General features: G+C 59.1%; 23 protein-coding genes. 15 read left to right on the top strand and 8 right to left on the bottom strand.

Translation table 11 applies throughout. The annotated features are described in order from the left end of the window. Window positions 1–103 precede the first annotated feature (103 nt). Both ACEN8E_RS30080 and ACEN8E_RS30075 read right to left on the bottom strand, forming a co-directional pair. A complete protein-coding gene (locus ACEN8E_RS30080) occupies window positions 104–1,324 on the bottom strand; it encodes a CaiB/BaiF CoA transferase family protein (protein WP_495590929.1) in 1,221 nt (406 codons plus the stop codon). Between the two features lie 13 nt (window positions 1,325–1,337). Further along, entirely contained in the window at window positions 1,338–2,519 is a 1,182-nt protein-coding gene (locus ACEN8E_RS30075) for an acyl-CoA dehydrogenase (RefSeq protein WP_007969743.1), read from the bottom strand. Between the two features lie 157 nt (window positions 2,520–2,676). On the opposite strand from ACEN8E_RS30075, the gene ACEN8E_RS30070 reads away from it, so the two are divergent. The 11 genes from ACEN8E_RS30070 (at window position 2,677) to ACEN8E_RS30020 (ending at window position 12,834) form a co-directional block, all read left to right on the top strand. Then, complete coding sequence (locus ACEN8E_RS30070; protein WP_495590928.1) at window positions 2,677–3,576, top strand: LysR family transcriptional regulator; 900 nt, start codon at window positions 2,677–2,679, stop codon at window positions 3,574–3,576. A gap of 435 nt (window positions 3,577–4,011) precedes the next feature. Then, the gene (locus tag ACEN8E_RS30065; protein WP_429367894.1) at window positions 4,012–5,133 is read left to right on the top strand and encodes a Re/Si-specific NAD(P)(+) transhydrogenase subunit alpha; all 1,122 of its coding nucleotides are present in this window, start codon (window positions 4,012–4,014) and stop codon (window positions 5,131–5,133) included. 11 nt (window positions 5,134–5,144) lie between these two features. After that, window positions 5,145–5,501, top strand: coding sequence for an NAD(P) transhydrogenase subunit alpha part 2 (locus tag ACEN8E_RS30060; RefSeq protein ID WP_008064823.1), 357 nt, complete (start codon window positions 5,145–5,147; stop codon window positions 5,499–5,501). Further along, on the top strand, window positions 5,498–6,931 hold the full coding sequence (locus tag ACEN8E_RS30055; protein ID WP_495590927.1) for an NAD(P)(+) transhydrogenase (Re/Si-specific) subunit beta: 1,434 nt from the start codon (window positions 5,498–5,500) through the stop codon (window positions 6,929–6,931). Before ACEN8E_RS30060 ends, ACEN8E_RS30055 begins: the two co-directional genes overlap by 4 nt. A gap of 213 nt (window positions 6,932–7,144) precedes the next feature. Beyond that, entirely contained in the window at window positions 7,145–8,638 is a 1,494-nt protein-coding gene (scpC, locus tag ACEN8E_RS30050; RefSeq protein ID WP_495590926.1) for a succinyl-CoA:acetate CoA-transferase ScpC, read from the top strand. 319 nt (window positions 8,639–8,957) lie between these two features. Next, on the top strand, window positions 8,958–9,173 hold the full coding sequence (locus tag ACEN8E_RS30045; RefSeq protein ID WP_030129620.1) for a DUF1127 domain-containing protein: 216 nt from the start codon (window positions 8,958–8,960) through the stop codon (window positions 9,171–9,173). A 257-nt stretch (window positions 9,174–9,430) separates the two neighbouring features. Beyond that, the gene (locus ACEN8E_RS30040) at window positions 9,431–9,640 is read left to right on the top strand and encodes a DUF1127 domain-containing protein (RefSeq protein ID WP_495590925.1); all 210 of its coding nucleotides are present in this window, start codon (window positions 9,431–9,433) and stop codon (window positions 9,638–9,640) included. A gap of 143 nt (window positions 9,641–9,783) precedes the next feature. Next, window positions 9,784–10,104 carry a DUF2388 domain-containing protein gene (locus ACEN8E_RS30035; RefSeq protein ID WP_495590924.1) on the top strand — a complete coding sequence of 107 codons (321 nt, stop codon included), beginning with the start codon at window positions 9,784–9,786 and terminating at the stop codon, window positions 10,102–10,104. A gap of 107 nt (window positions 10,105–10,211) precedes the next feature. Continuing rightward, the gene (locus ACEN8E_RS30030) at window positions 10,212–10,529 is read left to right on the top strand and encodes a DUF2388 domain-containing protein (protein ID WP_495590923.1); all 318 of its coding nucleotides are present in this window, start codon (window positions 10,212–10,214) and stop codon (window positions 10,527–10,529) included. A gap of 26 nt (window positions 10,530–10,555) precedes the next feature. Further along, a complete protein-coding gene (locus ACEN8E_RS30025) occupies window positions 10,556–10,876 on the top strand; it encodes a DUF2388 domain-containing protein (protein ID WP_008002141.1) in 321 nt (106 codons plus the stop codon). Beyond that, window positions 10,873–12,834: a DUF7844 domain-containing protein gene (locus tag ACEN8E_RS30020; RefSeq protein ID WP_495590922.1), complete on the top strand. Its 1,962-nt coding sequence runs from the start codon at window positions 10,873–10,875 to the stop codon at window positions 12,832–12,834. Before ACEN8E_RS30025 ends, ACEN8E_RS30020 begins: the two co-directional genes overlap by 4 nt. 45 nt (window positions 12,835–12,879) lie before the next feature. Here the strand turns inward: ACEN8E_RS30020 and ACEN8E_RS30015 are convergent, their stop codons facing one another. The 3 genes from ACEN8E_RS30015 to trpB all read right to left on the bottom strand — a co-directional run bounded on the left by ACEN8E_RS30015 (window position 12,880) and on the right by trpB (window position 15,463). After that, window positions 12,880–13,311, bottom strand: coding sequence for an anti-virulence regulator CigR family protein (locus tag ACEN8E_RS30015; protein ID WP_495590921.1), 432 nt, complete (start codon window positions 13,309–13,311; stop codon window positions 12,880–12,882). 119 nt (window positions 13,312–13,430) lie between these two features. After that, complete coding sequence (gene trpA / locus ACEN8E_RS30010; protein ID WP_495590920.1) at window positions 13,431–14,243, bottom strand: tryptophan synthase subunit alpha; 813 nt, start codon at window positions 14,241–14,243, stop codon at window positions 13,431–13,433. Next, complete coding sequence (gene trpB / locus ACEN8E_RS30005) at window positions 14,243–15,463, bottom strand: tryptophan synthase subunit beta (RefSeq protein WP_015092932.1); 1,221 nt, start codon at window positions 15,461–15,463, stop codon at window positions 14,243–14,245. The genes trpA and trpB overlap by 1 nt, the downstream gene beginning before the upstream one ends. 124 nt (window positions 15,464–15,587) lie before the next feature. Between trpB and ACEN8E_RS30000 the strand changes: the two genes are divergently transcribed. Then, the gene (locus tag ACEN8E_RS30000) at window positions 15,588–16,481 is read left to right on the top strand and encodes a LysR family transcriptional regulator (RefSeq protein WP_495590919.1); all 894 of its coding nucleotides are present in this window, start codon (window positions 15,588–15,590) and stop codon (window positions 16,479–16,481) included. Here ACEN8E_RS30000 and ACEN8E_RS29995 read toward each other — a convergent pair. Next, entirely contained in the window at window positions 16,478–16,801 is a 324-nt protein-coding gene (locus ACEN8E_RS29995; RefSeq protein ID WP_495590918.1) for an ElaB/YgaM/YqjD family protein, read from the bottom strand. The genes ACEN8E_RS30000 and ACEN8E_RS29995 overlap by 4 nt on opposite strands. 157 nt (window positions 16,802–16,958) lie before the next feature. Between ACEN8E_RS29995 and ACEN8E_RS29990 the strand changes: the two genes are divergently transcribed. Together ACEN8E_RS29990 and ACEN8E_RS29985 are read left to right on the top strand one after the other, a co-directional pair. Continuing rightward, window positions 16,959–17,174, top strand: a complete 216-nt coding sequence (locus tag ACEN8E_RS29990) for a dodecin (RefSeq protein ID WP_008018480.1) — start codon at window positions 16,959–16,961, stop codon at window positions 17,172–17,174. 122 nt (window positions 17,175–17,296) lie between these two features. Then, on the top strand, window positions 17,297–17,518 hold the full coding sequence (locus ACEN8E_RS29985; RefSeq protein ID WP_495590917.1) for a DUF1161 domain-containing protein: 222 nt from the start codon (window positions 17,297–17,299) through the stop codon (window positions 17,516–17,518). A gap of 66 nt (window positions 17,519–17,584) precedes the next feature. On the opposite strand, the gene ACEN8E_RS29980 is transcribed toward ACEN8E_RS29985, so the two are convergent. Next, window positions 17,585–18,586, bottom strand: a complete 1,002-nt coding sequence (locus tag ACEN8E_RS29980) for an LLM class flavin-dependent oxidoreductase (protein WP_495590916.1) — start codon at window positions 18,584–18,586, stop codon at window positions 17,585–17,587. Window positions 18,587–18,942: 356 nt separating this feature from the next. Here ACEN8E_RS29980 and ACEN8E_RS29975 point away from each other — a divergent pair, with 356 nt between their 5' ends. Then, complete coding sequence (locus ACEN8E_RS29975; protein ID WP_008018477.1) at window positions 18,943–19,176, top strand: DUF1161 domain-containing protein; 234 nt, start codon at window positions 18,943–18,945, stop codon at window positions 19,174–19,176. A 4-nt stretch (window positions 19,177–19,180) separates the two neighbouring features. On the opposite strand, the gene ACEN8E_RS29970 is transcribed toward ACEN8E_RS29975, so the two are convergent. Beyond that, window positions 19,181–19,603: a PA0061/PA0062 family lipoprotein gene (locus ACEN8E_RS29970; protein WP_495590915.1), complete on the bottom strand. Its 423-nt coding sequence runs from the start codon at window positions 19,601–19,603 to the stop codon at window positions 19,181–19,183. Window positions 19,604–19,611 lie beyond the last annotated feature (8 nt).

The raw sequence follows: 19,611 nt of genomic DNA, 5'->3' as shown, positions 1-19,611 counted from the left end.
GCACTGATTCTGCTTTTCTATCAATAACTTGCAGAAAGGAGCAAAACGTCCCAATGGAGGCTTATATAGAGGGGCGAAAGCGCCCCTCTATATAGAAGAGAGATCAAAGCACGCCAGACGCCTTGAACGCAGACACCACGCCCGCATCCAGACCCAGCACCCGCTGGAGAACCTCCAGCGTATGCTCACCCAGCAAAGGAGGGGCATACCGATACTCCACCGGCGTCTCGGACAAACGAATAGGACTGGCCACTTGCGGCACCATGCCCGCCAGCGCATGCGGCAACTCGATGGCCAACCCACGCGCCTTGACCTGAGGATCGGTAAACATCTGCGCCAGGTCATTGATAGGCCCGCATGGCACACCAGCTTGCTCCAGCTGCGCCACCCATTCAGCGGTAGTCTTGAACACCGTTGCCTGGCGGATCAGCGGAATCAGTACAGCCCGGTTTGCTACCCGCAGCTTGTTAGTCGCAAAACGCGGATCGTCCGCCCACTGCGGCTGCCCGGCCACTTCCGCGAACTTGCGGAACTGCCCGTCGTTACCCACGGTAAGGATGAAGTCACCATCCGCCGTAGGAAAATCCTGATAGGGCACGATGTTTGGATGAGCATTACCCAAGCGTTTAGGCGCATTGCCCGTCGTCAGGTAGTTCATTGCCTGGTTGGCCAGACAAGCCACCTGCACATCCAGCAGTGCCATATCGATATGCTGGCCACCGCCGTCATGATCCCGATGCGCAAGCGCAGCCAGGATCGCGACAGTGGAATACAGCCCGGTCAGGATGTCCGTCAGCGCTACGCCGACCTTCACCGGCCCCGCACCTTCTTCGCCTTCAGGTCGACCCGTCAGACTCATGAGACCGCCCAGCCCCTGGATCATGAAGTCATAACCCGCACGCTTGGCGTAAGGACCGGTCTGGCCGAACCCGGTGATCGAGCAATAGATCAGATCCGGATTGATCGACTTCAACGACTCATAATCCAGGCCATAAGCCGCCAGACCGCCGACCTTGAAGTTCTCGATCAGGATGTCCGACTTTGCCGCCAGCTCACGCACCAGCTTCTGCCCTTCAGGGCGCGTGAAGTCGATGGTGACCGATTGCTTGTTGCGATTGGCCGACAAGTAATAGGCGGCCTCGCTGGTGTTCTCGCCATAGGCGTCTTTAAGGAACGGTGGTCCCCAGGCGCGCGTGTCATCGCCGTTACCCGGACGCTCGACCTTGATCACTTCGGCACCAAGGTCGGCCAGGATCTGCCCGGCCCAAGGCCCGGCCAGCACCCGCGATAAATCCAGTACCCGTAGATGCGATAGCGCGCCCATGGGCGTCCTCCTGTTAATAGAACGCCTGGATGCCGGTTTGCGCACGACCGAGGATCAGCGCATGGACGTCGTGCGTACCTTCATAGGTGTTCACAACTTCCAGGTTGACCAGGTGACGCGCCACACCGAATTCATCAGAGATGCCGTTGCCGCCCAACATGTCGCGAGCCATGCGCGCGATGTCCAGGGACTTGCCGCAAGAGTTGCGCTTCATCATCGAAGTGATTTCGACCGCCGCAGTGCCTTCGTCCTTCATGCGACCCAGACGCAGGCAGCCTTGCAGCGCCATGGTGATTTCGGTCTGCATGTCGGCCAGTTTCTTCTGGATCAACTGAGTGGCGGCCAATGGACGACCGAACTGTTGACGATCCAGGGTGTACTGGCGAGCGGTGTGCCAGCAGAACTCGGCCGCACCCAGCGCACCCCAGGAGATGCCGTAACGCGCCGAGTTGAGGCAGGTGAAAGGACCTTTCAGGCCACGGACATCCGGGAAGATGTTCTCTTCCGGCACGAATACGTTGTCCATGACGATTTCACCGGTGATCGATGCCCGCAGGCCAACCTTGCCGTGAATCGCCGGAGCGCTCAGGCCTTTCCAGCCCTTCTCCAGAACGAAGCCGCGGATGTCGCCGGCATCATCCTTGCCCCAGACCACGAACACATCGGCGATCGGGCTGTTGGTGATCCACATCTTGCTGCCAGTGAGGCTGTAGCCGCCTTCCACTTTGCGCGCACGAGTGATCATCGCGCCCGGGTCGGAACCGTGGTTAGGCTCGGTCAGGCCGAAGCAGCCGATCCATTCGCCCGAGGCCAGTTTTGGCAGGTACTTCTGCTTCTGGGCTTCGGTACCGAATTCATTGATTGGCACCATCACCAGCGAGGACTGCACGCTCATCATCGAGCGATAGCCGGAGTCGATACGCTCGACTTCACGGGCGATCAGGCCGTAGCTGACGTAGTTCAGGCCACTGCCGCCGTACTGCTCGGGGATGGTTGCGCCCAACAGACCAACCTCACCCATTTCGCGGAAGATCGCCGGATCGGTCTTCTCATGGCGGAAAGCTTCGAGAATGCGCGGCGCCAGGCTCTGCTGAGCGAACTGCGCAGCCGTGTCGCGAATCATGCGTTCTTCTTCAGTGAGCTGTTGATCCAGCAGCAGGGGATCGATCCAGTTGAAGCTAGCTTTACCGCCCATGAGTGTGTCCTCTCGAATCGGGTCAAATAACGTGGACCGATCCTAGGCCCGGATCGGCGCTACGGCAAACGAGGATTTCGCATACTGTTGTGCTAATTTCTCACTCCGAAACGTCGCAAAAGAGCTTTTATGCGATGTATTAGTGAGGTTGACGTACATGCGCAGGAAGATACCCAGCACCACCGCCCTGATCAGCTTCGAGGCCGCAGCGCGCCACGAGAGTTTCACCAAGGCCGCCCAAGAACTTTCGCTGACCCAAGGGGCGATTTGCCGACAAATCGCCAGCCTTGAAGAGTTCCTCAGTGTAGAACTGTTCCGACGCTCGCGGCGCGGAGTCAAGCTGACGGAGGCCGGCCTCTCCTACAGCCGTCGAGTGGCCACTCAACTCGATGCGGTTGAGCGCGACACCTTGTCGGTGATGGGCCAGCAGGGCACCAACGTGATCGAATTGGCCGTTGTGCCGACCTTCGGCACCCAATGGTTGCTGCCGCGACTCAAGGATTTTCAGCAAAAACACCCGGAAGTGACGGTCAACCTGACCAACCGCACGCGACCGTTCCTGTTCGCCGACACTGATTTTGATGCGGCCATCTACTTCGGTGATGCGGATTGGTCAGGTACAGAGTCCCACAGGCTGATGGGTGAAAATCCGATGCCCGTTTGTAGCCCCGACCTACTCGGAAACAAGACCAGCCTGACACCCGGCGAAATCGCCGAGCTGCCTCTTCTGCAACAGACCACACGCCCCTATGCCTGGCGCCAATGGTTCGATTCCCAGCACCTGAATGTCCCGCGAGACATGACAGGCCCTCGCTACGAGCTATTCTCCATGCTCGCCCAGGCGGCCATGCACGACATGGGCATTGCCCTGATTCCGCCATTCCTGATTCAACGGGAGTTGAAAGAAAAACGCCTGGTGATCGCCAACCCGCAAGCACTGTCCAGCATCAAGGCTTATTACCTGATGATTCCTGAGCGAAAGGTCGAATCCGCGTCTTTGAAGGCATTTCGTGACTGGCTGGTAAATCAGGCGCACGGCTACAGCCTAGAAGGATAAAGGCCTGCAAACGATACCTGACCTCGTAGTCAGTAAAAAATAAGCCCTACAGATATACGTATTTGTCGCATACCAGCAAACTGTATCGAGAAGTCGTACAAACGTCCCACAAGCGCCTGTCCACGCGGCTTTGGGCCACTATTTCGAGGCGATGCCGCATCATTCATACGGCCGATGTATAAATTCCTGGATTTCGGCCAGAATCCTTGAAACGCACGGTCTAGAAGGGATTGAGCCGGTTGGTTGCGACATTCGGTCACGGGGTGACTTGTAGTTAATTTTCCGTCACCCGTCATAATCCCTTGAAGGGCACAAAGTTCGCCTGCAAAATGCCGCGCCCCGCCCTGATTTGGCGGGATCGTGCTGATCGGCCGCCCCAGCCGCACCATCCGTAGTGCATGGGTTTACTCAATAAGATCACGCAGGAGATTTGACGTGCACATTGGTGTTCCTCTCGAAACCCAGACCGGTGAAACACGGGTTGCTGCAACCCCGGAAACCATCAAGAAGCTGATCAGCCAGGGTCATAAGGTCACTGTACAAAGCGGCGCCGGCGTAAATGCCAGCGTTGTCGACAGTGCTTATGCAGCGGCAGGCGCAACCATTGGCAGCGCCAATGACGCGTTTGGTGCAGAGCTGATTTTGAAGGTGGTCGCTCCCAGCGACAGCGAGCTGGCGCTAATTAAAAGCGGCACCGTTGTGGTGGGGATGCTCAACCCGTTCAGCAACGAAACCATCGCCAAGATGGCCGAGTGCGGGATTACTGCCTTTGCCCTCGAGGCTGCGCCTCGCACCTCCCGTGCCCAAAGCCTGGATGTGCTGTCCTCGCAAGCCAACATCGCCGGCTATAAAGCCGTGTTGCTGGCCGCGCACTACTATCCGCGCTTCATGCCAATGCTGATGACGGCTGCGGGCACCGTGAAAGCGGCGCGCGTGCTGATTCTCGGTGCGGGCGTGGCCGGTTTGCAGGCCATCGCTACCGCGAAGCGCCTGGGTGCCGTGATCGAAGCGTCTGACGTGCGTCCGGCGGTAAAAGAGCAGATCGAATCCCTTGGCGCCAAGTTCGTCGACGTGCCTTACGAGACCGACGAAGAGCGTGAATGCGCCGTCGGTGTCGGCGGTTACGCCCGCCCAATGCCGGCCAGCTGGATGCAACGCCAGGCCGCAGCCGTGCACGAACGCGCGAAGCAGGCTGACATCGTCATCACCACCGCACTGATTCCGGGCCGCAAGGCACCGACACTGTTGAGCGCGGAAACCGTGGCACAGATGAAGCCGGGCTCGGTGGTCATCGACCTTGCGGCAGCCCAGGGCGGTAACTGCCCGCTGACCGTGGCCGATCAGGTGGTCGTCGAAAATGGCGTGACCATTGTTGGCCCGACCAACCTGGCTGGCGCCGTGGCGGCCGATGCTTCGGCGCTGTATGCACGCAACCTGCTGGACTTCATGAAACTGTTGTTCGATAAAGAAGGACAACTGGTGATCAACCTTGAAGACGATATCGTCGCCGCGTGCCTGATGTGCCGCGACGGCCAGATCGTGCGCAAGAACGGCTGAGGATAAAAACAATGGAAGACATGCTGATCTCTCACGGTATCTACAACCTGATCATCTTCGTGCTGGCCATCTATGTCGGCTACCACGTGGTCTGGAACGTTACACCTGCACTGCACACACCACTGATGGCCGTCACCAACGCCATCTCGGCCATCGTGATTGTCGGCGCCATGCTCGCCGCCGCTCTCACCGTGACCCCGCTGGGCAAGACCATGGGCACCCTGGCTGTGGCCCTGGCCGCGGTCAACGTGTTTGGTGGCTTCCTGGTCACCCGCCGCATGCTGGAAATGTTCAAGAAGAAAGCGGCCCCGGCAAAAGCTCCGGCTGCCAAGGCCGAAGCAATCAAGGCTGAGGTGCAGCAAGCATGAGCATGAACCTGGTTACCTCCCTGTATTTGATCGCCTCGGTCTGCTTCATCCAGGCGCTCAAGGGCCTCTCGCACCCAACCACATCGCGTCGTGGCAACCTGTTCGGCATGCTCGGCATGGGCCTGGCGATCCTCACCACGGTCGGCCTGATCTACAAATTGGGTGCTGAACTGGCCCATGACGGTATCGTCTACGTGATCGTCGGCCTGCTGATCGGCGGCACTGTCGGCTCGATCATGGCCAAACGCGTTGAAATGACCAAGATGCCCGAGCTGGTCGCCTTCATGCACAGCATGATCGGCCTGGCAGCGGTGTTCATCGCCGTGGCTGCCGTAGTCGAGCCACAGTCGCTGGGCATCGTCCAGCAACTCGGTGACGCGATCCCGGCCGGTAACCGCCTGGAACTGTTCCTCGGTGCCGCCATCGGTGCAATCACCTTCTCCGGTTCGGTGATCGCGTTCGGCAAGCTTTCCGGCAAGTACAAGTTCCGCCTGTTCCAGGGCGCACCGGTACAGTTCGGCGGACAGCACAAGCTGAACCTGCTGATGGGCCTCGCCACACTGGCACTGGGTGTGACGTTCATGCTCACCGGCGACTACACCGCTTTCGTAGTGATGCTGGCGCTGGCCTTCGTGCTCGGCGTCCTGATCATCATCCCGATCGGCGGTGCCGACATGCCGGTGGTGGTGTCGATGCTCAACAGCTACTCCGGCTGGGCAGCGGCGGGCATCGGCTTCTCGCTGAACAACTCGATGCTGATCATCGCGGGTTCGCTGGTGGGCTCGTCCGGTGCGATCCTCTCGTACATCATGTGCAAGGCGATGAACCGTTCCTTCTTTAACGTACTGCTCGGCGGTTTCGGCAATACCGCCGACGCAGGTCCGGCAGGCGCCAAAGAAGCCCGTCCGGTGAAATCCGGTTCTGCTGACGACGCCACCTTCCTGCTGACCAACGCCGATACCGTGATCATCGTTCCGGGCTACGGCCTGGCGGTAGCGCGGGCACAGCATGCACTGAAGGAATTGACCGAGAAGCTGACCCATCGCGGCGTGACCGTGAAGTATGCGATCCACCCGGTTGCCGGGCGTATGCCAGGGCACATGAACGTGTTGCTGGCCGAGGCTGAAGTGCCTTACGACCAGGTGTTCGAGATGGAAGACATCAACTCCGAGTTCGGTCAGGCCGACGTGGTGCTGGTATTGGGCGCCAACGACGTGGTCAACCCGGCGGCGAAGAACGATCCGAAATCGCCGATTGCCGGCATGCCGATCCTCGAAGCGTTCAAGGCCAAGACCATCATCGTCAACAAACGCTCGATGGCCAGCGGCTATGCCGGCCTGGACAACGAGCTGTTCTATCTGGACAAAACCATGATGGTGTTCGGCGACGCTAAAAAGGTCATCGAAGACATGGTCAAAGCCGTCGATTAACCCCGCCCGGCACACAGAACGCCCCGACTTGTCGGGGCGTTTTTGTTTGCGCAAATCGTCAGACAAACTATGCTTTTGTTACCGATCCGGTAACGGTGTTTTGCTTCAAAGGCCCGGAATAGACACCTCGATTGCGACCTTGGTAGCGGGACAGAAGTCGGCGCAATTCACTAGACTGCACGTCCTGCTACCTGTTGCCCGAGATAACAATCCATGTACCGTGACCGTATTCGCCTGCCTTCGTTGTTGGACAAAGTAATGAGCGCTGCCGACGCTGCCGCTCTTATCGAGGACGGCATGACCGTCGGCATGAGTGGCTTTACTCGCGCCGGCGAAGCCAAGGCCGTCCCCCAGGCGTTGGCCGAGCGTGCCAAGGTCACGCCACTGAAGATCAGCCTGATGACTGGCGCAAGCCTGGGTAATGACCTCGACAAGCAGCTGACCGAAGCCGGCGTGCTGTCACGACGCATGCCATTCCAGGTCGACAGCACACTGCGCAAGGCGATCAATGCCGGTGAAGTCATGTTCATCGACCAGCACCTGTCGGAAACCGTGGAGCAATTGCGCAACCAGCAACTGAAACTGCCGGACATTGCCGTGATTGAAGCCGTAGCGATCACCGAGCAAGGGCATATCGTGCCAACCACCTCGGTGGGCAACTCGGCCAGCTTCGCGATCTTCGCCAAGCATGTGATTGTCGAGATCAACATGGCGCACAACCCGAACCTCGAAGGTCTGCACGACATCTATATTCCGACCTATCGCCCGACCCGTACCCCGATTCCTTTGGTCAAAGTCGACGATCGCATTGGCAGCACCGCCATCCCGATCCCGGCGGAAAAAATCGTCGCCATCGTGGTCACCAACCAGGCTGACTCACCTTCCACTGTGCTGGCACCGGACGCCGAGACCCAGGCCATTGCCGACCACCTGATCGATTTCTTCAAACAGGAAGTGGCCGCCGGACGCATGACCAACAAGCTCGGCCCGTTGCAAGCCGGTATCGGTACCATCGCCAACTCGGTGATGTGTGGCCTGATCGACTCGCCGTTCGAAGACCTGACGATGTATTCCGAGGTGCTGCAGGACTCGACCTTCGACCTGATCGACGCAGGCAAGCTGAGCTTTGCCTCGGGCAGTTCGATCACCTTGTCGAGCCGGCGCAATGCCGACGTGTTCGGCAATCTGGAGCGCTACAAAGACAAACTGGTCCTGCGCCCGCAGGAAATCTCCAACCACCCTGAAGTCGTGCGCCGCCTGGGCATCATCGGTATCAACACGGCACTGGAGTTCGACATCTATGGCAACGTCAACTCCACTCACGTCTGCGGCACGCGGATGATGAACGGTATCGGTGGCTCGGGCGACTTCGCGCGCAACGCGCACCTGTCCGTGTTCGTGACCAAGTCGATCGCCAAGGGGGGGGCTATCTCCAGCGTGGTACCGATGGTCAGCCACGTTGACCACACCGAGCATGACGTCGACATCCTCGTGACCGAAGTGGGCCTGGCAGACTTGCGAGGCCTCGCACCTCGGGAGCGTGCCCGGATCATCATCGACAAGTGCGTGCACCCGGATTATCGCCAGGCGCTGAATGATTACTTTACCGCCGCATGCGCCATCGGCGGGCATACCCCGCACATCCTGCGTGACGCCCTGAGCTGGCACATCAACCTGGAAGAAACCGGGCATATGCTGAAGAAGTAATGGCTACAAATAGCAGCTGGCGCAAACACAGTTTCGCCAGCTTGCACTTGCCGCTTCGCAATATGAAAAAAACTGTACTGCTGTACTGGTCATTTTCCAGGGAAAACTCCCACCCCATCGAACGAAACCACTACTTTTGCACCTTAACAGTGCAGACAAGTACAGTTGCCTCAATTTTGACCAGTACACCCCTTATAAACAGTTAACTGAGCTCTCACAATACAGATGAACTGTATCTACAGACACTAGGCAAACGAGAGGATCATGGGCACCAGTTAAACCACTACCTAATCCCGCCACAAGCGGAAGGATGTCAACCATGGAACGTACACTCAGTTCCGAACTGTTCTTCGAAGACACTGCTGCAAAAACCCAGGCTTCCATGCCTCTGCGCGTTATCGCCAACCTGATGCTGTGGCAGCGCCGCATTACCAGCCGCCATCAACTGGCTCGCCTGGATTCGCGTCTGCTGGCTGATGCCGGGATTAGCGAAGCACAACGCTACGAAGAGCTGAGCAAGCCGTTCTGGCGCTAAGTTAGCGTCGCTGGCTCTGACCTCAAGGTCCACCGCCAGCAACCCGAATTGAAAAAACAAAACCCGCCGTGGGAAACCACGACGGGTTTTGTCGTTTTGGCCTGTCAAATCCGGTTTTACAGTAGGGATACCTGAATACCAGTACAGTTTGCAAAAACATACAACTGAATAGGTACAATATCATCGCAGTGTGTCTGTGATGGATGTTCGGCCGGTGTCAGCATGGAACCTCTACTGATCAGGACAGGGACCGCGCCATGAATTCTTTACAGGATGTTTCCACCGCCTCGGTTCAATCGAGGCCTTGCCTGAACCGGGCCAGAGATCTGTTAACACGACTCTTCGCCAGCCTCGAAAGAGCGAGAACTCGACGTTTACTGGCTCAACTCGATGATCGTCAGCTAGCAGATCTTGGTATCAGCCACGCCGAGCGTAGCAATGAACTGGATAAACCGTTCTGGCGCTGACTTCCCGCTTGCATGACGGGCTGTTCGAACCGACACACTCAGGCCTAATATCAGACCAGAACGTGGCGAGCGCCAAGCGCCTGGCGTCTGACTTTGCAGACACTGCGCCACTTTTCAATTGGTTTACCCAAAGGAGTTACCCCATGTTTCGTCTTCGCCTGCTCAGTGCTGCGGCCCTGTTTGCCGTGGCTGCCAACGCCAGCGCAACCAGCTTCATCGTCACCACCGACGCTGTTGTCAACGCACTCAAAGCCACATCCGATGCGACCACCGACGTCGTTTCGTCATCGTTCAAGGATGACAAGATCGTGCTCGCGGCTCGTGACGACGCTGCCAGCTTCGTCGCCAGCGAGGGCTCCATCCGTGGCGTGAAACTTGAAAGCGCCCTCGACCACATTCGCCACCAGGCGCCACAGCTGAGCGCAAGCGACGCACAACTGGCGCAAGCGATCCTGACAATCTAAGCGACTGCACAGACATGGGGCACGCCCGGCTTGCCCCAATGTTTCGGCGCTGGCTCTAGAATGGGCCTTGCGCTAGCCTTGGGACTCATTTTCAACTGTCGAGTCTCATGCGTCTTCCTTCGAGTTTCTTGATCGCGCCAGTGTTTCTTGCCCTTGGTTACTGTGGATCAGCCCACGCCTATGACGCCTTCAACCTGTCCACCCAAGGCATCGTCGCCAGCGGTTACGCCACAAGTTTGGTGACCAGCGCCCCCTTCGACCATAAACTGCTGCTCGCCGCCCAGGATGACGCAGCGGCATTCATTGCCAGTGAAGGCCAACTGAGAGGCGCACGACTGGAGTCGGCCCTGCGGTATCTGCGCCGAACCCAGGCAAAACTTCATGCCAGCGACCTTGAACTGGCACAAGCAATTCTCGTCCAATAGTTATCCCTGTTTTCTGGAGTCGTTCCATGCGTAACCCGCTGATTGCTGCCACCTTAGGCCTGCTGCTGTTGGCCGATGTGGCCCAGGCACATACTCTGGTTGCCACCAGTAACATGCTGATCCGTGCTACCCAGCGCACCCTCGATTTCACCTCCGACACCACCACGTCCATTCGCGATTCGAAAATCGTGCGCGAAGCCCAGGACGACGCCGCCAGTTTCGTTGCCAGCAATGGCGACATTCGTGGTGCTCACCTGGAATCCGCTTTCGACTTGCTGCGCACCCGCGTGCCGGAAGCCCGTGACGCCAGTGATCAGGATCTCGCCGAAGCCATCCTCGCACTGTGAGGCGTCCAGGCGCCTGGCTGCTGGCCGGGGCCCTGTTGCTGCTGGGCAACACGGCCCACGCAGGCCTTCAGTTACATCTCAAGAGCGAAGGTCTGACCCCCGCGCAACAACAAGCCAGCCAGGCGTTGCTCAATGAAGCCATGCAGGCACTGCCGCCACGCTTTATCGAGCAACTCGATCGACGCATCGACGTCGGCTGGACCGATGACATGCCGCGCAACGCCTACGGTCAGGCATCACTGGTGTCCGAGCTCGATCTGAACCGCAACCTGCTGGCCGGCCTCACCGATGGCAGCGCCGCGACCAGAAAAACCCATCGCCCCCATGGCACCGTGCGCCAGGAACTGCTGGCCACGGTGTTGCACGAGCTGACGCACATCTACGATCGCTCGCGCCTTTGGCCGGATGCCGAACGCAAACTGATTCAGCGCTGCACCCGGCGCAACAACAGCGCAGGGCTGATTGGCATTCCCGACCAATGTCGAGGCCAGTCCGACCGGCGCTTTACCCTCAGTGACGATCCGCGCCTGCTCGACCTCGCTGGCTGGCAGCAATACGTAGGCCGTCGTGGAGAACGCGAACAGCACAATCGCCAGATTGCCCGCAGCCCTGATATCTACGAGACCAGCAGTCCAAAGGAATTCGTCGCGGTCAACATGGAGTATTTCCTCCTCGACCCGAGCTACGCCTGCCGCCGCCCGGCGCTGTACCGCTACTACAAGGAGCATTTCGGCTGGGCGCCCGCCGCCAAAGACACCTGCAGCAAGACCTTCGCGTTCCTCAATGCCGGCAACGACTTCGCCAAGACACCTTTGGGCCAGGTCGATCCGGAACGGGTCTATGCCGTTGACTATCTGCTGGCCGAGGCCAACCAGAACCTGTTCAGCCGCTGGGGCCACAGCATGTTGCGCCTGGTGATCTGTGCGCCGGGCCGGCCACGCGGACCGGATTGTCGATTGGACCTGGACCAGCATCTGGTGCTGTCGTACCGCGCCTTCGTCGGCGACGTACAGCTGTCGAGCTGGGATGGCCTGGTCGGCAAATATCCGTCGCGGCTGTTTATCCTGCCGCTGTCCCAGGTCATCGACGAATACACCAAGACCGAACTGCGCAGCCTGGCCTCCGTGCCCCTGAACCTGTCGCGCAGAGAGATTGAAGACGTGGTGGAACGTGCCGCCGAGATGCACTGGAGCTACGACGGCAACTACTTCTTCCTGTCAAACAACTGCGCAGTGGAAGAGCTGAAATTACTGCGCGGCGGCACCAACAACCCGCAACTGGTGGGACTCGACAACATCATGCCCAACGGTTTGCTGGAAGTACTGAAGGGCCGCGGACTGGCGGACACCAGCGTGCTGGACGATCCGCGAGAGGCCTTGCGCCTGGGTTATCGTTTCGATTCCTTCCGCGAACGCTATCAGGCCATGTTCGAGATCCTGAAAAAGCAGTTGCCGATCAAGCAGGACACCGTCGAAGAATGGCTCGACTTGAAAGCCCAGGAGCGTCGGCAATGGTTCGAGCAGGCCGATTTGCGCACCAGTGCGGCGTTGCTACTGCTGGAGCAAGCGAGCTTCCGTCAACAGTTGCTATTGGCCCAGGATGAAGTGAAGCAGCGTTATCTGGGCGCCCGAGAACTGAAGAATGGCGGCATGGACAGGGCCAACGAAACGCTCAAGGACATTCTCGCCAACAGTGGCTTCCTCAGCCGGCCGGCGGAGCTGCTGGGCACCAACGGTTATGGCTTGCCGCAACCGAGCGAGTGGCAGCATCTGGAAGCGGAAAGCAGCCAGCGCCAGAAGCAACTCCTGGCGCTGTCCGGGGATCTGGACAAAGAAGTGAGAGCGTTGCTTGAACCGGGCCGCGCCGCCGAAATGGCCGCCAACGAGGCCAACGTGAAGCAGATCGGCCAGCACTTGCGCAAGCTGCACAAGGCGTCGGGCGGGATAGAGTTGCCCTGACCCGCTCCTACAGGGGGGGCAGGGTTCAGCCCAATGACCGATCCGTCAGTACAGAACCCCCTGCAGAACCTCATAAACAACCCCGGTTTCCGCGGCGACCAGCACAACGTCCGTGCCCGCGCGACGCCATTCGTAGCCCGGGTAATACGGCAACCGGCTCAACGCGCGGTTATCCAGGCGTTCGCCGTAATAGCCCCGGGGCAGCGGCCTGCCACGCACCACGATCACACCCGGTGGTGGCGGAGCACCGCGGACGAAATACACATGATTGTCGTGGATCGTCTGGCGAACAGGAGCGAAATCCCGTGGTGGAGGCCCACCGCGATGGTAGTCCTGCGGGCCTCGGCGCTCGTCACCATGATAATCACCATGGTTATCGTAATGGCCGTGATCATCATGCTGATCAGCGTTGGCATGCAGGGTCGCGCCGAGCAGCAGCACACTGAGGCTGGCCATCAGGCGTTTCGACATTTTCATCTGGTCTTTCCTCACAACACACAACAAAAAGGGCTTCAGAACGCAGTCCTGAAGCCCTCGGTCTTGCTGTTTAGTCTGTGCCGCGAGGCTCTAATTCCTCTGTATCAGGAACTTTACCTTCAGCTGACGCGAGCCTTACGCACACCGTCAGCCAATGCCGAGCAAAGGCTCAGCACACCATCGATCGCCTGATCCGGCGTCGAGGCATTGGCGATGTGATCGATCAGTGCCGAACCCACGACCACACCGTCCGCCAGACGCGCGATAGACGCTGCTTGCTCCGGCGTGCGAATGCCGAAACCGATGCTGATCGGCAGATCGGTATGGCGACGCAGACGAGCGACCGCCTCTTCAACGTGTTCCAGTGTCGCCGCGCCAGCACCGGTCACACCGGCAACGGACACGTAGTAAACAAACCCGGAGCTGCCGTTAAGCACGGTTGGCAGACGCACATCGTCGGTGGTCGGGGTGGTCAGACGGATGAAATCCAGGCCGGCAGCCTGTGCCGGATCGCACAACTCGCCGTTATGCTCGGGAGGCATGTCGACCACGATCAGGCCGTCGACACCGGCCTCTTTCGCTTCGGCGATAAAGCGCGGTACGCCATATTTGTGGATCGGGTTGAAGTACCCCATCAGCACCAGCGGCGTTTCGTTGTTGTCCTTGCGGAACTCGCGAACCATTTGCAGGGTTTTCGCCAGGTTCTGCTTGGCAGCCAGAGCACGGATGTTGGCGAGCTGGATCGCCGGGCCGTCGGCCATCGGGTCGGTGAAGGGCATGCCCAGTTCGATCACATCGGCGCCCGCTGCCGGCAAGCCTTTGAGGATCGCCAGGGACGTGTCATAGCCCGGGTCGCCAGCGGTCACGAAGGTCACCAGGGCGGCGCGGTTCTGTTTCTTGAGTTCGGCAAAACGCGTTTGCAGGCGGCTCATCAGTGTTTCTCCTGCGTGGATTGTTCCATGTGGTGCATCACGGTCTGCATGTCTTTGTCGCCACGGCCGGACAGGTTGACCACCATCAGGTGATCCTTTGGCAGGCTCGGTGCGCGCTTGAAGACTTCAGCCAGGGCGTGGGCGCTTTCCAGGGCAGGGATGATCCCTTCCAGGCGGCAGCACTGGTGAAACGCGGCGAGGGCTTCGTCGTCAGTCACCGAGGTGTACTGGACGCGGCCGATGTCGTGCAACCAGGCGTGTTCAGGGCCGATGCCTGGGTAATCGAGGCCGGCAGAGATCGAGTGGGCATCGATGATCTGGCCATCGTCGTCCTGCAGCAGGAAAGTGCGGTTGCCGTGCAGTACACCCGGTACGCCGCCGTTCAGGCTGGCCGCATGCTTGCCGGTCTCGATGCCGTAACCGGCGGCTTCGACGCCGATGATTTCAACGCTCTTGTCGTCGAGGAACGGGTGGAACAAGCCCATGGCGTTGGAGCCGCCACCAATGCACGCCACCAGGCTGTCCGGCAGGCGGCCTTCCTGGGCTTGCAGCTGCTCACGGGTTTCCTTGCCGATCACGGCCTGGAAGTCGCGAACCATTGCCGGGTAAGGGTGTGGACCGGCCACGGTGCCGATCAGGTAGAAGGTGCTGTCGACGTTCGTCACCCAGTCACGCAGGGCCTCGTTCATCGCATCCTTCAGGGTGCCAGTGCCGGCCACCACCGGGATAACCTCGGCGCCCAGCAGTTTCATGCGAAACACGTTGGCCTGCTGACGTTCGATGTCAGTGGTGCCCATGTAGATCACGCAATCCAGACCGAAGCGCGCAGCGACGGTGGCCGTGGCCACACCGTGCATGCCGGCGCCGGTCTCGGCAATGATGCGTTTCTTGCCCATGCGCCGCGCCAGCAGGATCTGGCCGATGCAGTTGTTGATCTTGTGCGCGCCGGTGTGGTTCAGCTCTTCACGCTTGAGGTAGATCTTCGCGCCGCCACAGAACTCGGTCAGACGCTCGGCGAAGTACAGCGGGCTCGGACGGCCGACGTAGTCGCGCTGGAAGTAGGCCAGCTCTTCCTTGAATGCAGGATCTTCCTTGGCCAACTCATATTCACGGGCCAGGTCGAGGATCAACGGCATCAGGGTTTCGGCAACGTAGCGGCCGCCGAACGCGCCAAACAGGCCGTTGGCATCAGGGCCGTTGCGCAGATTAGTCTGGGTCATTTGGCGCTCCAGTTGAATGCGTGAAGTAATGCATAAAGAGATAGTGGGCTTCACTCTACCCCTGACGCCCCGGCCTGAAAACCGATAAGATCGCCATAACCTGTCAGAAAAACTCACATATCCCATGAGCCATGACCTTCCTCCGCTGAACGCCCTTCGCGCCTTCGAAGCCACCGCTCGCCTAAACAGCGTCAGTCAGGCGGCCGAGCAGTTGCACGTCACCCATGGGGCCGTCAGCCGGCAATTGAAAGTCCTCGAAGAACACTTGGGCGTGAGCCTGTTCATCAAGGACGGTCGCGGCCTGAAACTCACAGATGCCGGGTTGCGCCTACGTGACGTCAGCAGCGAAGCGTTCGAGCGGCTGCGCAGTGTTTGCGCCGAACTCACACAAAGCACAGCCGATGCCCCGTTCGTACTCGGTTGCTCGGGAAGCCTGTTGGCACGCTGGTTTATCCCGCGACTGGGGAGACTCAATGCCGACCTGCCGGACTTGCGCCTGCACCTGTCGGCCGGAGAAGGCGATCTCGATCCGCGAAGACCGGGGCTGGATGCCTTGCTGGTCTTTGCCGAGCCTCCCTGGCCGGCGGACATGCAGGTTTTTGAACTGGCCAGCGAACGCATCGGTCCGGTCATGAGCCCTCGGTTCAGCGGCTATGAACGGCTCAGGCAAGCGCCGGAAACCGCACTGTTGAGCGAACCCTTGCTGCACACCACCTCACGCCCGCAAGCCTGGCCGAGCTGGGCGCAACCACGTGGCCTCGACGCCAGGACGTTGAAGTACGGTCAGGGATTTGAACATTTGTATTACTTGCTCGAAGCCGCCGTCGCGGGCCTGGGTGTGGCGATTGCCCCCGAACCCCTGGTGGCGGAGGACTTGAAGGCCGGCCGCCTGGTTGCGCCATGGGGCTTCAGCGAAACCCCGGCACAACTGGCGTTGTGGCTACCCAAGCGCGCCGCGGACGGGCGCGCCCGGCAACTGGCCCAGTGGCTCAAGAATGAGCTGCATCGAGCGGATTAATCACGCCTGCACAACAGATAGGCGGCCAACAGGCCCAATGCGCCCACGGTGACACCGGCTGTTGTCCAGGGGTGTTCCTGGGCGTAGTCGCGGGTGGCAATCCCGGTTTTGCGGGTTTTGACCTTGACCTCCTCATAGGCATCGGCAAGCAGATGGCGCGAGTGCTTCAAGGCATTCTCGGCGTTGCTTTTAAGGGTCTTGAGGGTTTTACGCGACTCGTCCGAGGCATCGTCCTTCAGGCTTTCCAAAGACTTGAGCAGACTCTCGATCTCGGCTTCCATGCTTTGCAATGAGGCTTTGCGTAACGAGGTGTTGGCCATGGTGACTCTCCTGCATTGGTGGTGAGTGGCGTGTGTTGGTTGGGACTTCAGGGGGGCAAGAAAGTGCAGAAAATCTGAACTTCACCGAGAGAACGACCAACACAAGAAATAGGAAAAATCACTGCTAGGCTGTAATTCACACGCCGAGGAGAACGCCATGTCTGACCATCACACCTACAAGAAAGTCGAGCTGGTCGGCTCGTCCACCAGCAGTATCGAAGATGCAATCAACAACGCGCTGGCCGAAGCCAGTAAAAGCCTCAAGTACATGGAATGGTTCGAAGTGACCGAGACCCGTGGACACATCAGGGATGGCAAGGCTGCGCACTTTCAGGTGACCTTGAAAGTCGGGTTTCGGATTGCCAGTAGCTGACTTTGGGCTAGTCTTCTGAACTTGCACGCCGGCCGAATGCCACAGGGAATGGCAATGCGCGACATGAGTGCGTCCGGCTGACGGCTGGTTACCCCCTATGATCCGACCAGGGAATGCAACCGATGAAGAAGTTTATGTTGGCGGTAGGTTTGTTGAGCCTTGCGGGGACCGCATTGGCGGGCGGCAAGTCATGCGAAGAGCTGAAAGCCGAAATTGCAGCGAAACTTGATGCCAAGGGCGTTTCCGGTTATTCGCTGGAGATTGTCGATAAAGGTGCCGCTGCCGGCGGGAAAGTTGTTGGCAAATGCGAGGCGGGCGCCAAAGTGATCGTCTATAAAAAGTAGGCAGAATTTCACCTGAAAAAAAGCCGACACCACAGTGTCGGCTTTTTTACGCCTGGCGTTTGAGTATCAGCCTCGCATGACCTGTGCCAGCAACTCGTAGGAATGCACGCGATCCGAATGTTCGTACAGGTCACAGGTGAAAATCAGCTCGTCAGCCTGGGTCTGCTCAATCAGGACCTCGAGTTTGGCGCGGATTTTCTGCGGGCTGCCGATCATGGCCAGGCCAAGGAAATCGTGCACGGCCTCTCTCTCATGGGGCAGCCACAGGCCGTCCATGGTCTTCACTGGCGGGCGCTGTACCAGACTTTGACCACGCATCAGAGCGAGAATCCGCTGGAACACTGAAGTCGCCAGGTAATCGGCCTGCTCATCGGTATCGGCTGCCACCAATGGCACACCGAGCATTACGTAGGGTTTATCCAAAACCGCTGACGGCTTGAAGTGATTGCGGTACACACGAATCGCTTCATGCATGTAGCGCGGGGCGAAATGTGAAGCGAAGGCGTAGGGCAGACCGCGCTCACCCGCCAGCTGCGCGCTGAACAAGCTCGATCCCAATAACCAGACCGGTACATTGGTTCCGGTTCCCGGCATGGCGATGATGCGTTGATCCGGGGTACGTGGCCCAAGGTAGCGCACCAGTTCTGCCACATCTTCCGGGAAATCGTCGGCGCTGCCGGAGCGCTCGCGGCGCAACGCACGTGCGGTCATCTGGTCGGAACCGGGGGCGCGACCCAGGCCCAGATCGATCCGGCCCGGATAAAGGCTTTCCAGAGTGCCGAACTGCTCGGCAATCACCAGCGGTGCATGGTTGGGCAACATCACTCCGCCCGAACCGACACGAATGGTCGACGTACCACCGGCCAGATAACCGAGCAGCACCGATGTCGCGGAACTGGCGATGCCATCCATGTTGTGATGCTCAGCCACCCAGAAGCGGTTGTAGCCGAACTTCTCGACGTGCTGCGCCAGGTCCAGCGAGTTGCGCAGCGACTGGGCCGCGCTGCCGTTCGCGCGCACCGGCACCAGATCGAGGGTCGAGAACTTGATATCGGACAGTCGTTTCATGAACCTGCTTCTCCAATTGAGGGCGCAGGTTTGTTCTTGCGAACGCAAACCTGCCGAATCCAAAAGCGTGTTCATGCAATGTGGGCATATACCCGAGTTTCAATAGTCAGGTAAAAAATCCCGCGAAAAAAGCAGATTTACCGGACGAGGTGAATATACCCGGGCGCAGTTCGAAGAACCCGGCAGCAAGGCCAAAGAGGGCAGCCTTGCGCAACCTGCCGGGATCATTCAGCAAAAGGTGCTCAAGGCTGCGATCTTTTTTGCGTCGTGACAGATTTGCCCGCTAAAACTATGGTCGAATAAATGACAGCAGCAAAAACCATGAATATGCGTGCTGCCTCAAAGGAGCTTCAACCATGAAACGTTTTGCCCTGGCGGTTATCTGTTGCGCACTGGCCACTTCGGCCCTCGCAGCGCCGAAACCTTGCGAAGAACTCAAGGCCGAGATCGAAGCCAAGATTCAGGCCAGTGGCGTCACCGCCTACACGCTTGAAATTGTCACCAACGACGAAGTGCACGACCAGAACATGGTCGTTGGCTCGTGCGAGAACGGCACCAAGAAAATCATCTACCAGAAGAACGACCGCTGACACCTCACATCAGGCAGTAGGATTCCCGATCTTCAGCGACGATCTCGCGCTTGGCGTTGTATAGCCGGGCCTCGGGTATGAAGGCAATTGAGCGGCCTTGGAGCACATAACGCTGGCCGGCTTCGAAATGATCGTAATTGATGGTCAGGTAGCAAATCCGTTCAGAGGGGCCGCTCATCGTATTCAATCCGCCACCACCAGGCATTTCAAAGTCGAAACGGACGATCAGTTCGTGGCTGCCCGGTGTAACCTCAAAGAAGCGCCCGTCGCGCAGGCGCTGCTTGTCCAGTCGTTCGGCCATCAGCAACTTGTCGTTAGGAAAGGGCGTAGAGAATTCGACCCAGGCCATATTCGGATTAGCCGCCGGGATCGGGCTCTGGCAACCGGCAACAACACTGGCGGCGAGTAACAGCATCAACCTGCGCATGATGAATG

It is taken from the genome of Pseudomonas sp. Pseusp9, from assembly GCF_059491265.1.
Note: the sequence above shows the minus strand (reverse complement) of the source record. Positions and strands in the feature narration are given on the sequence as shown.

Bases quoted from the DNA above. Each gene is read 5' to 3' on its own strand.
- ACEN8E_RS29990 (WP_008018480.1), top strand. From the start codon at position 16,959: ATGTCTGACCATCACACCTACAAGAAAGTCGAGCTGGTCGGCTCGTCC.
- ACEN8E_RS30025 (WP_008002141.1), top strand. From the start codon at position 10,556: ATGCGTAACCCGCTGATTGCTGCCACCTTAGGCCTGCTGCTGTTGGCC.
- ACEN8E_RS29985 (WP_495590917.1), top strand. From the start codon at position 17,297: ATGAAGAAGTTTATGTTGGCGGTAGGTTTGTTGAGCCTTGCGGGGACC.
- ACEN8E_RS30045 (WP_030129620.1), top strand. From the start codon at position 8,958: ATGGAACGTACACTCAGTTCCGAACTGTTCTTCGAAGACACTGCTGCA.
- ACEN8E_RS29980 (WP_495590916.1), bottom strand. From the start codon at position 18,586: ATGAAACGACTGTCCGATATCAAGTTCTCGACCCTCGATCTGGTGCCG.
- ACEN8E_RS29970 (WP_495590915.1), bottom strand. From the start codon at position 19,603: ATGCGCAGGTTGATGCTGTTACTCGCCGCCAGTGTTGTTGCCGGTTGC.
- ACEN8E_RS30055 (WP_495590927.1), top strand. From the start codon at position 5,498: ATGAGCATGAACCTGGTTACCTCCCTGTATTTGATCGCCTCGGTCTGC.
- ACEN8E_RS29995 (WP_495590918.1), bottom strand. From the start codon at position 16,801: ATGGCCAACACCTCGTTACGCAAAGCCTCATTGCAAAGCATGGAAGCC.
- scpC (WP_495590926.1), top strand. From the start codon at position 7,145: ATGTACCGTGACCGTATTCGCCTGCCTTCGTTGTTGGACAAAGTAATG.
- ACEN8E_RS30040 (WP_495590925.1), top strand. From the start codon at position 9,431: ATGAATTCTTTACAGGATGTTTCCACCGCCTCGGTTCAATCGAGGCCT.
- trpB (WP_015092932.1), bottom strand. From the start codon at position 15,463: ATGACCCAGACTAATCTGCGCAACGGCCCTGATGCCAACGGCCTGTTT.
- ACEN8E_RS30080 (WP_495590929.1), bottom strand. From the start codon at position 1,324: ATGGGCGCGCTATCGCATCTACGGGTACTGGATTTATCGCGGGTGCTG.
- ACEN8E_RS30030 (WP_495590923.1), top strand. From the start codon at position 10,212: ATGCGTCTTCCTTCGAGTTTCTTGATCGCGCCAGTGTTTCTTGCCCTT.
- ACEN8E_RS30075 (WP_007969743.1), bottom strand. From the start codon at position 2,519: ATGGGCGGTAAAGCTAGCTTCAACTGGATCGATCCCCTGCTGCTGGAT.
- ACEN8E_RS30015 (WP_495590921.1), bottom strand. From the start codon at position 13,311: ATGAAAATGTCGAAACGCCTGATGGCCAGCCTCAGTGTGCTGCTGCTC.
- ACEN8E_RS29975 (WP_008018477.1), top strand. From the start codon at position 18,943: ATGAAACGTTTTGCCCTGGCGGTTATCTGTTGCGCACTGGCCACTTCG.
- ACEN8E_RS30070 (WP_495590928.1), top strand. From the start codon at position 2,677: ATGCGCAGGAAGATACCCAGCACCACCGCCCTGATCAGCTTCGAGGCC.
- ACEN8E_RS30000 (WP_495590919.1), top strand. From the start codon at position 15,588: ATGAGCCATGACCTTCCTCCGCTGAACGCCCTTCGCGCCTTCGAAGCC.
- trpA (WP_495590920.1), bottom strand. From the start codon at position 14,243: ATGAGCCGCCTGCAAACGCGTTTTGCCGAACTCAAGAAACAGAACCGC.
- ACEN8E_RS30060 (WP_008064823.1), top strand. From the start codon at position 5,145: ATGGAAGACATGCTGATCTCTCACGGTATCTACAACCTGATCATCTTC.
- ACEN8E_RS30035 (WP_495590924.1), top strand. From the start codon at position 9,784: ATGTTTCGTCTTCGCCTGCTCAGTGCTGCGGCCCTGTTTGCCGTGGCT.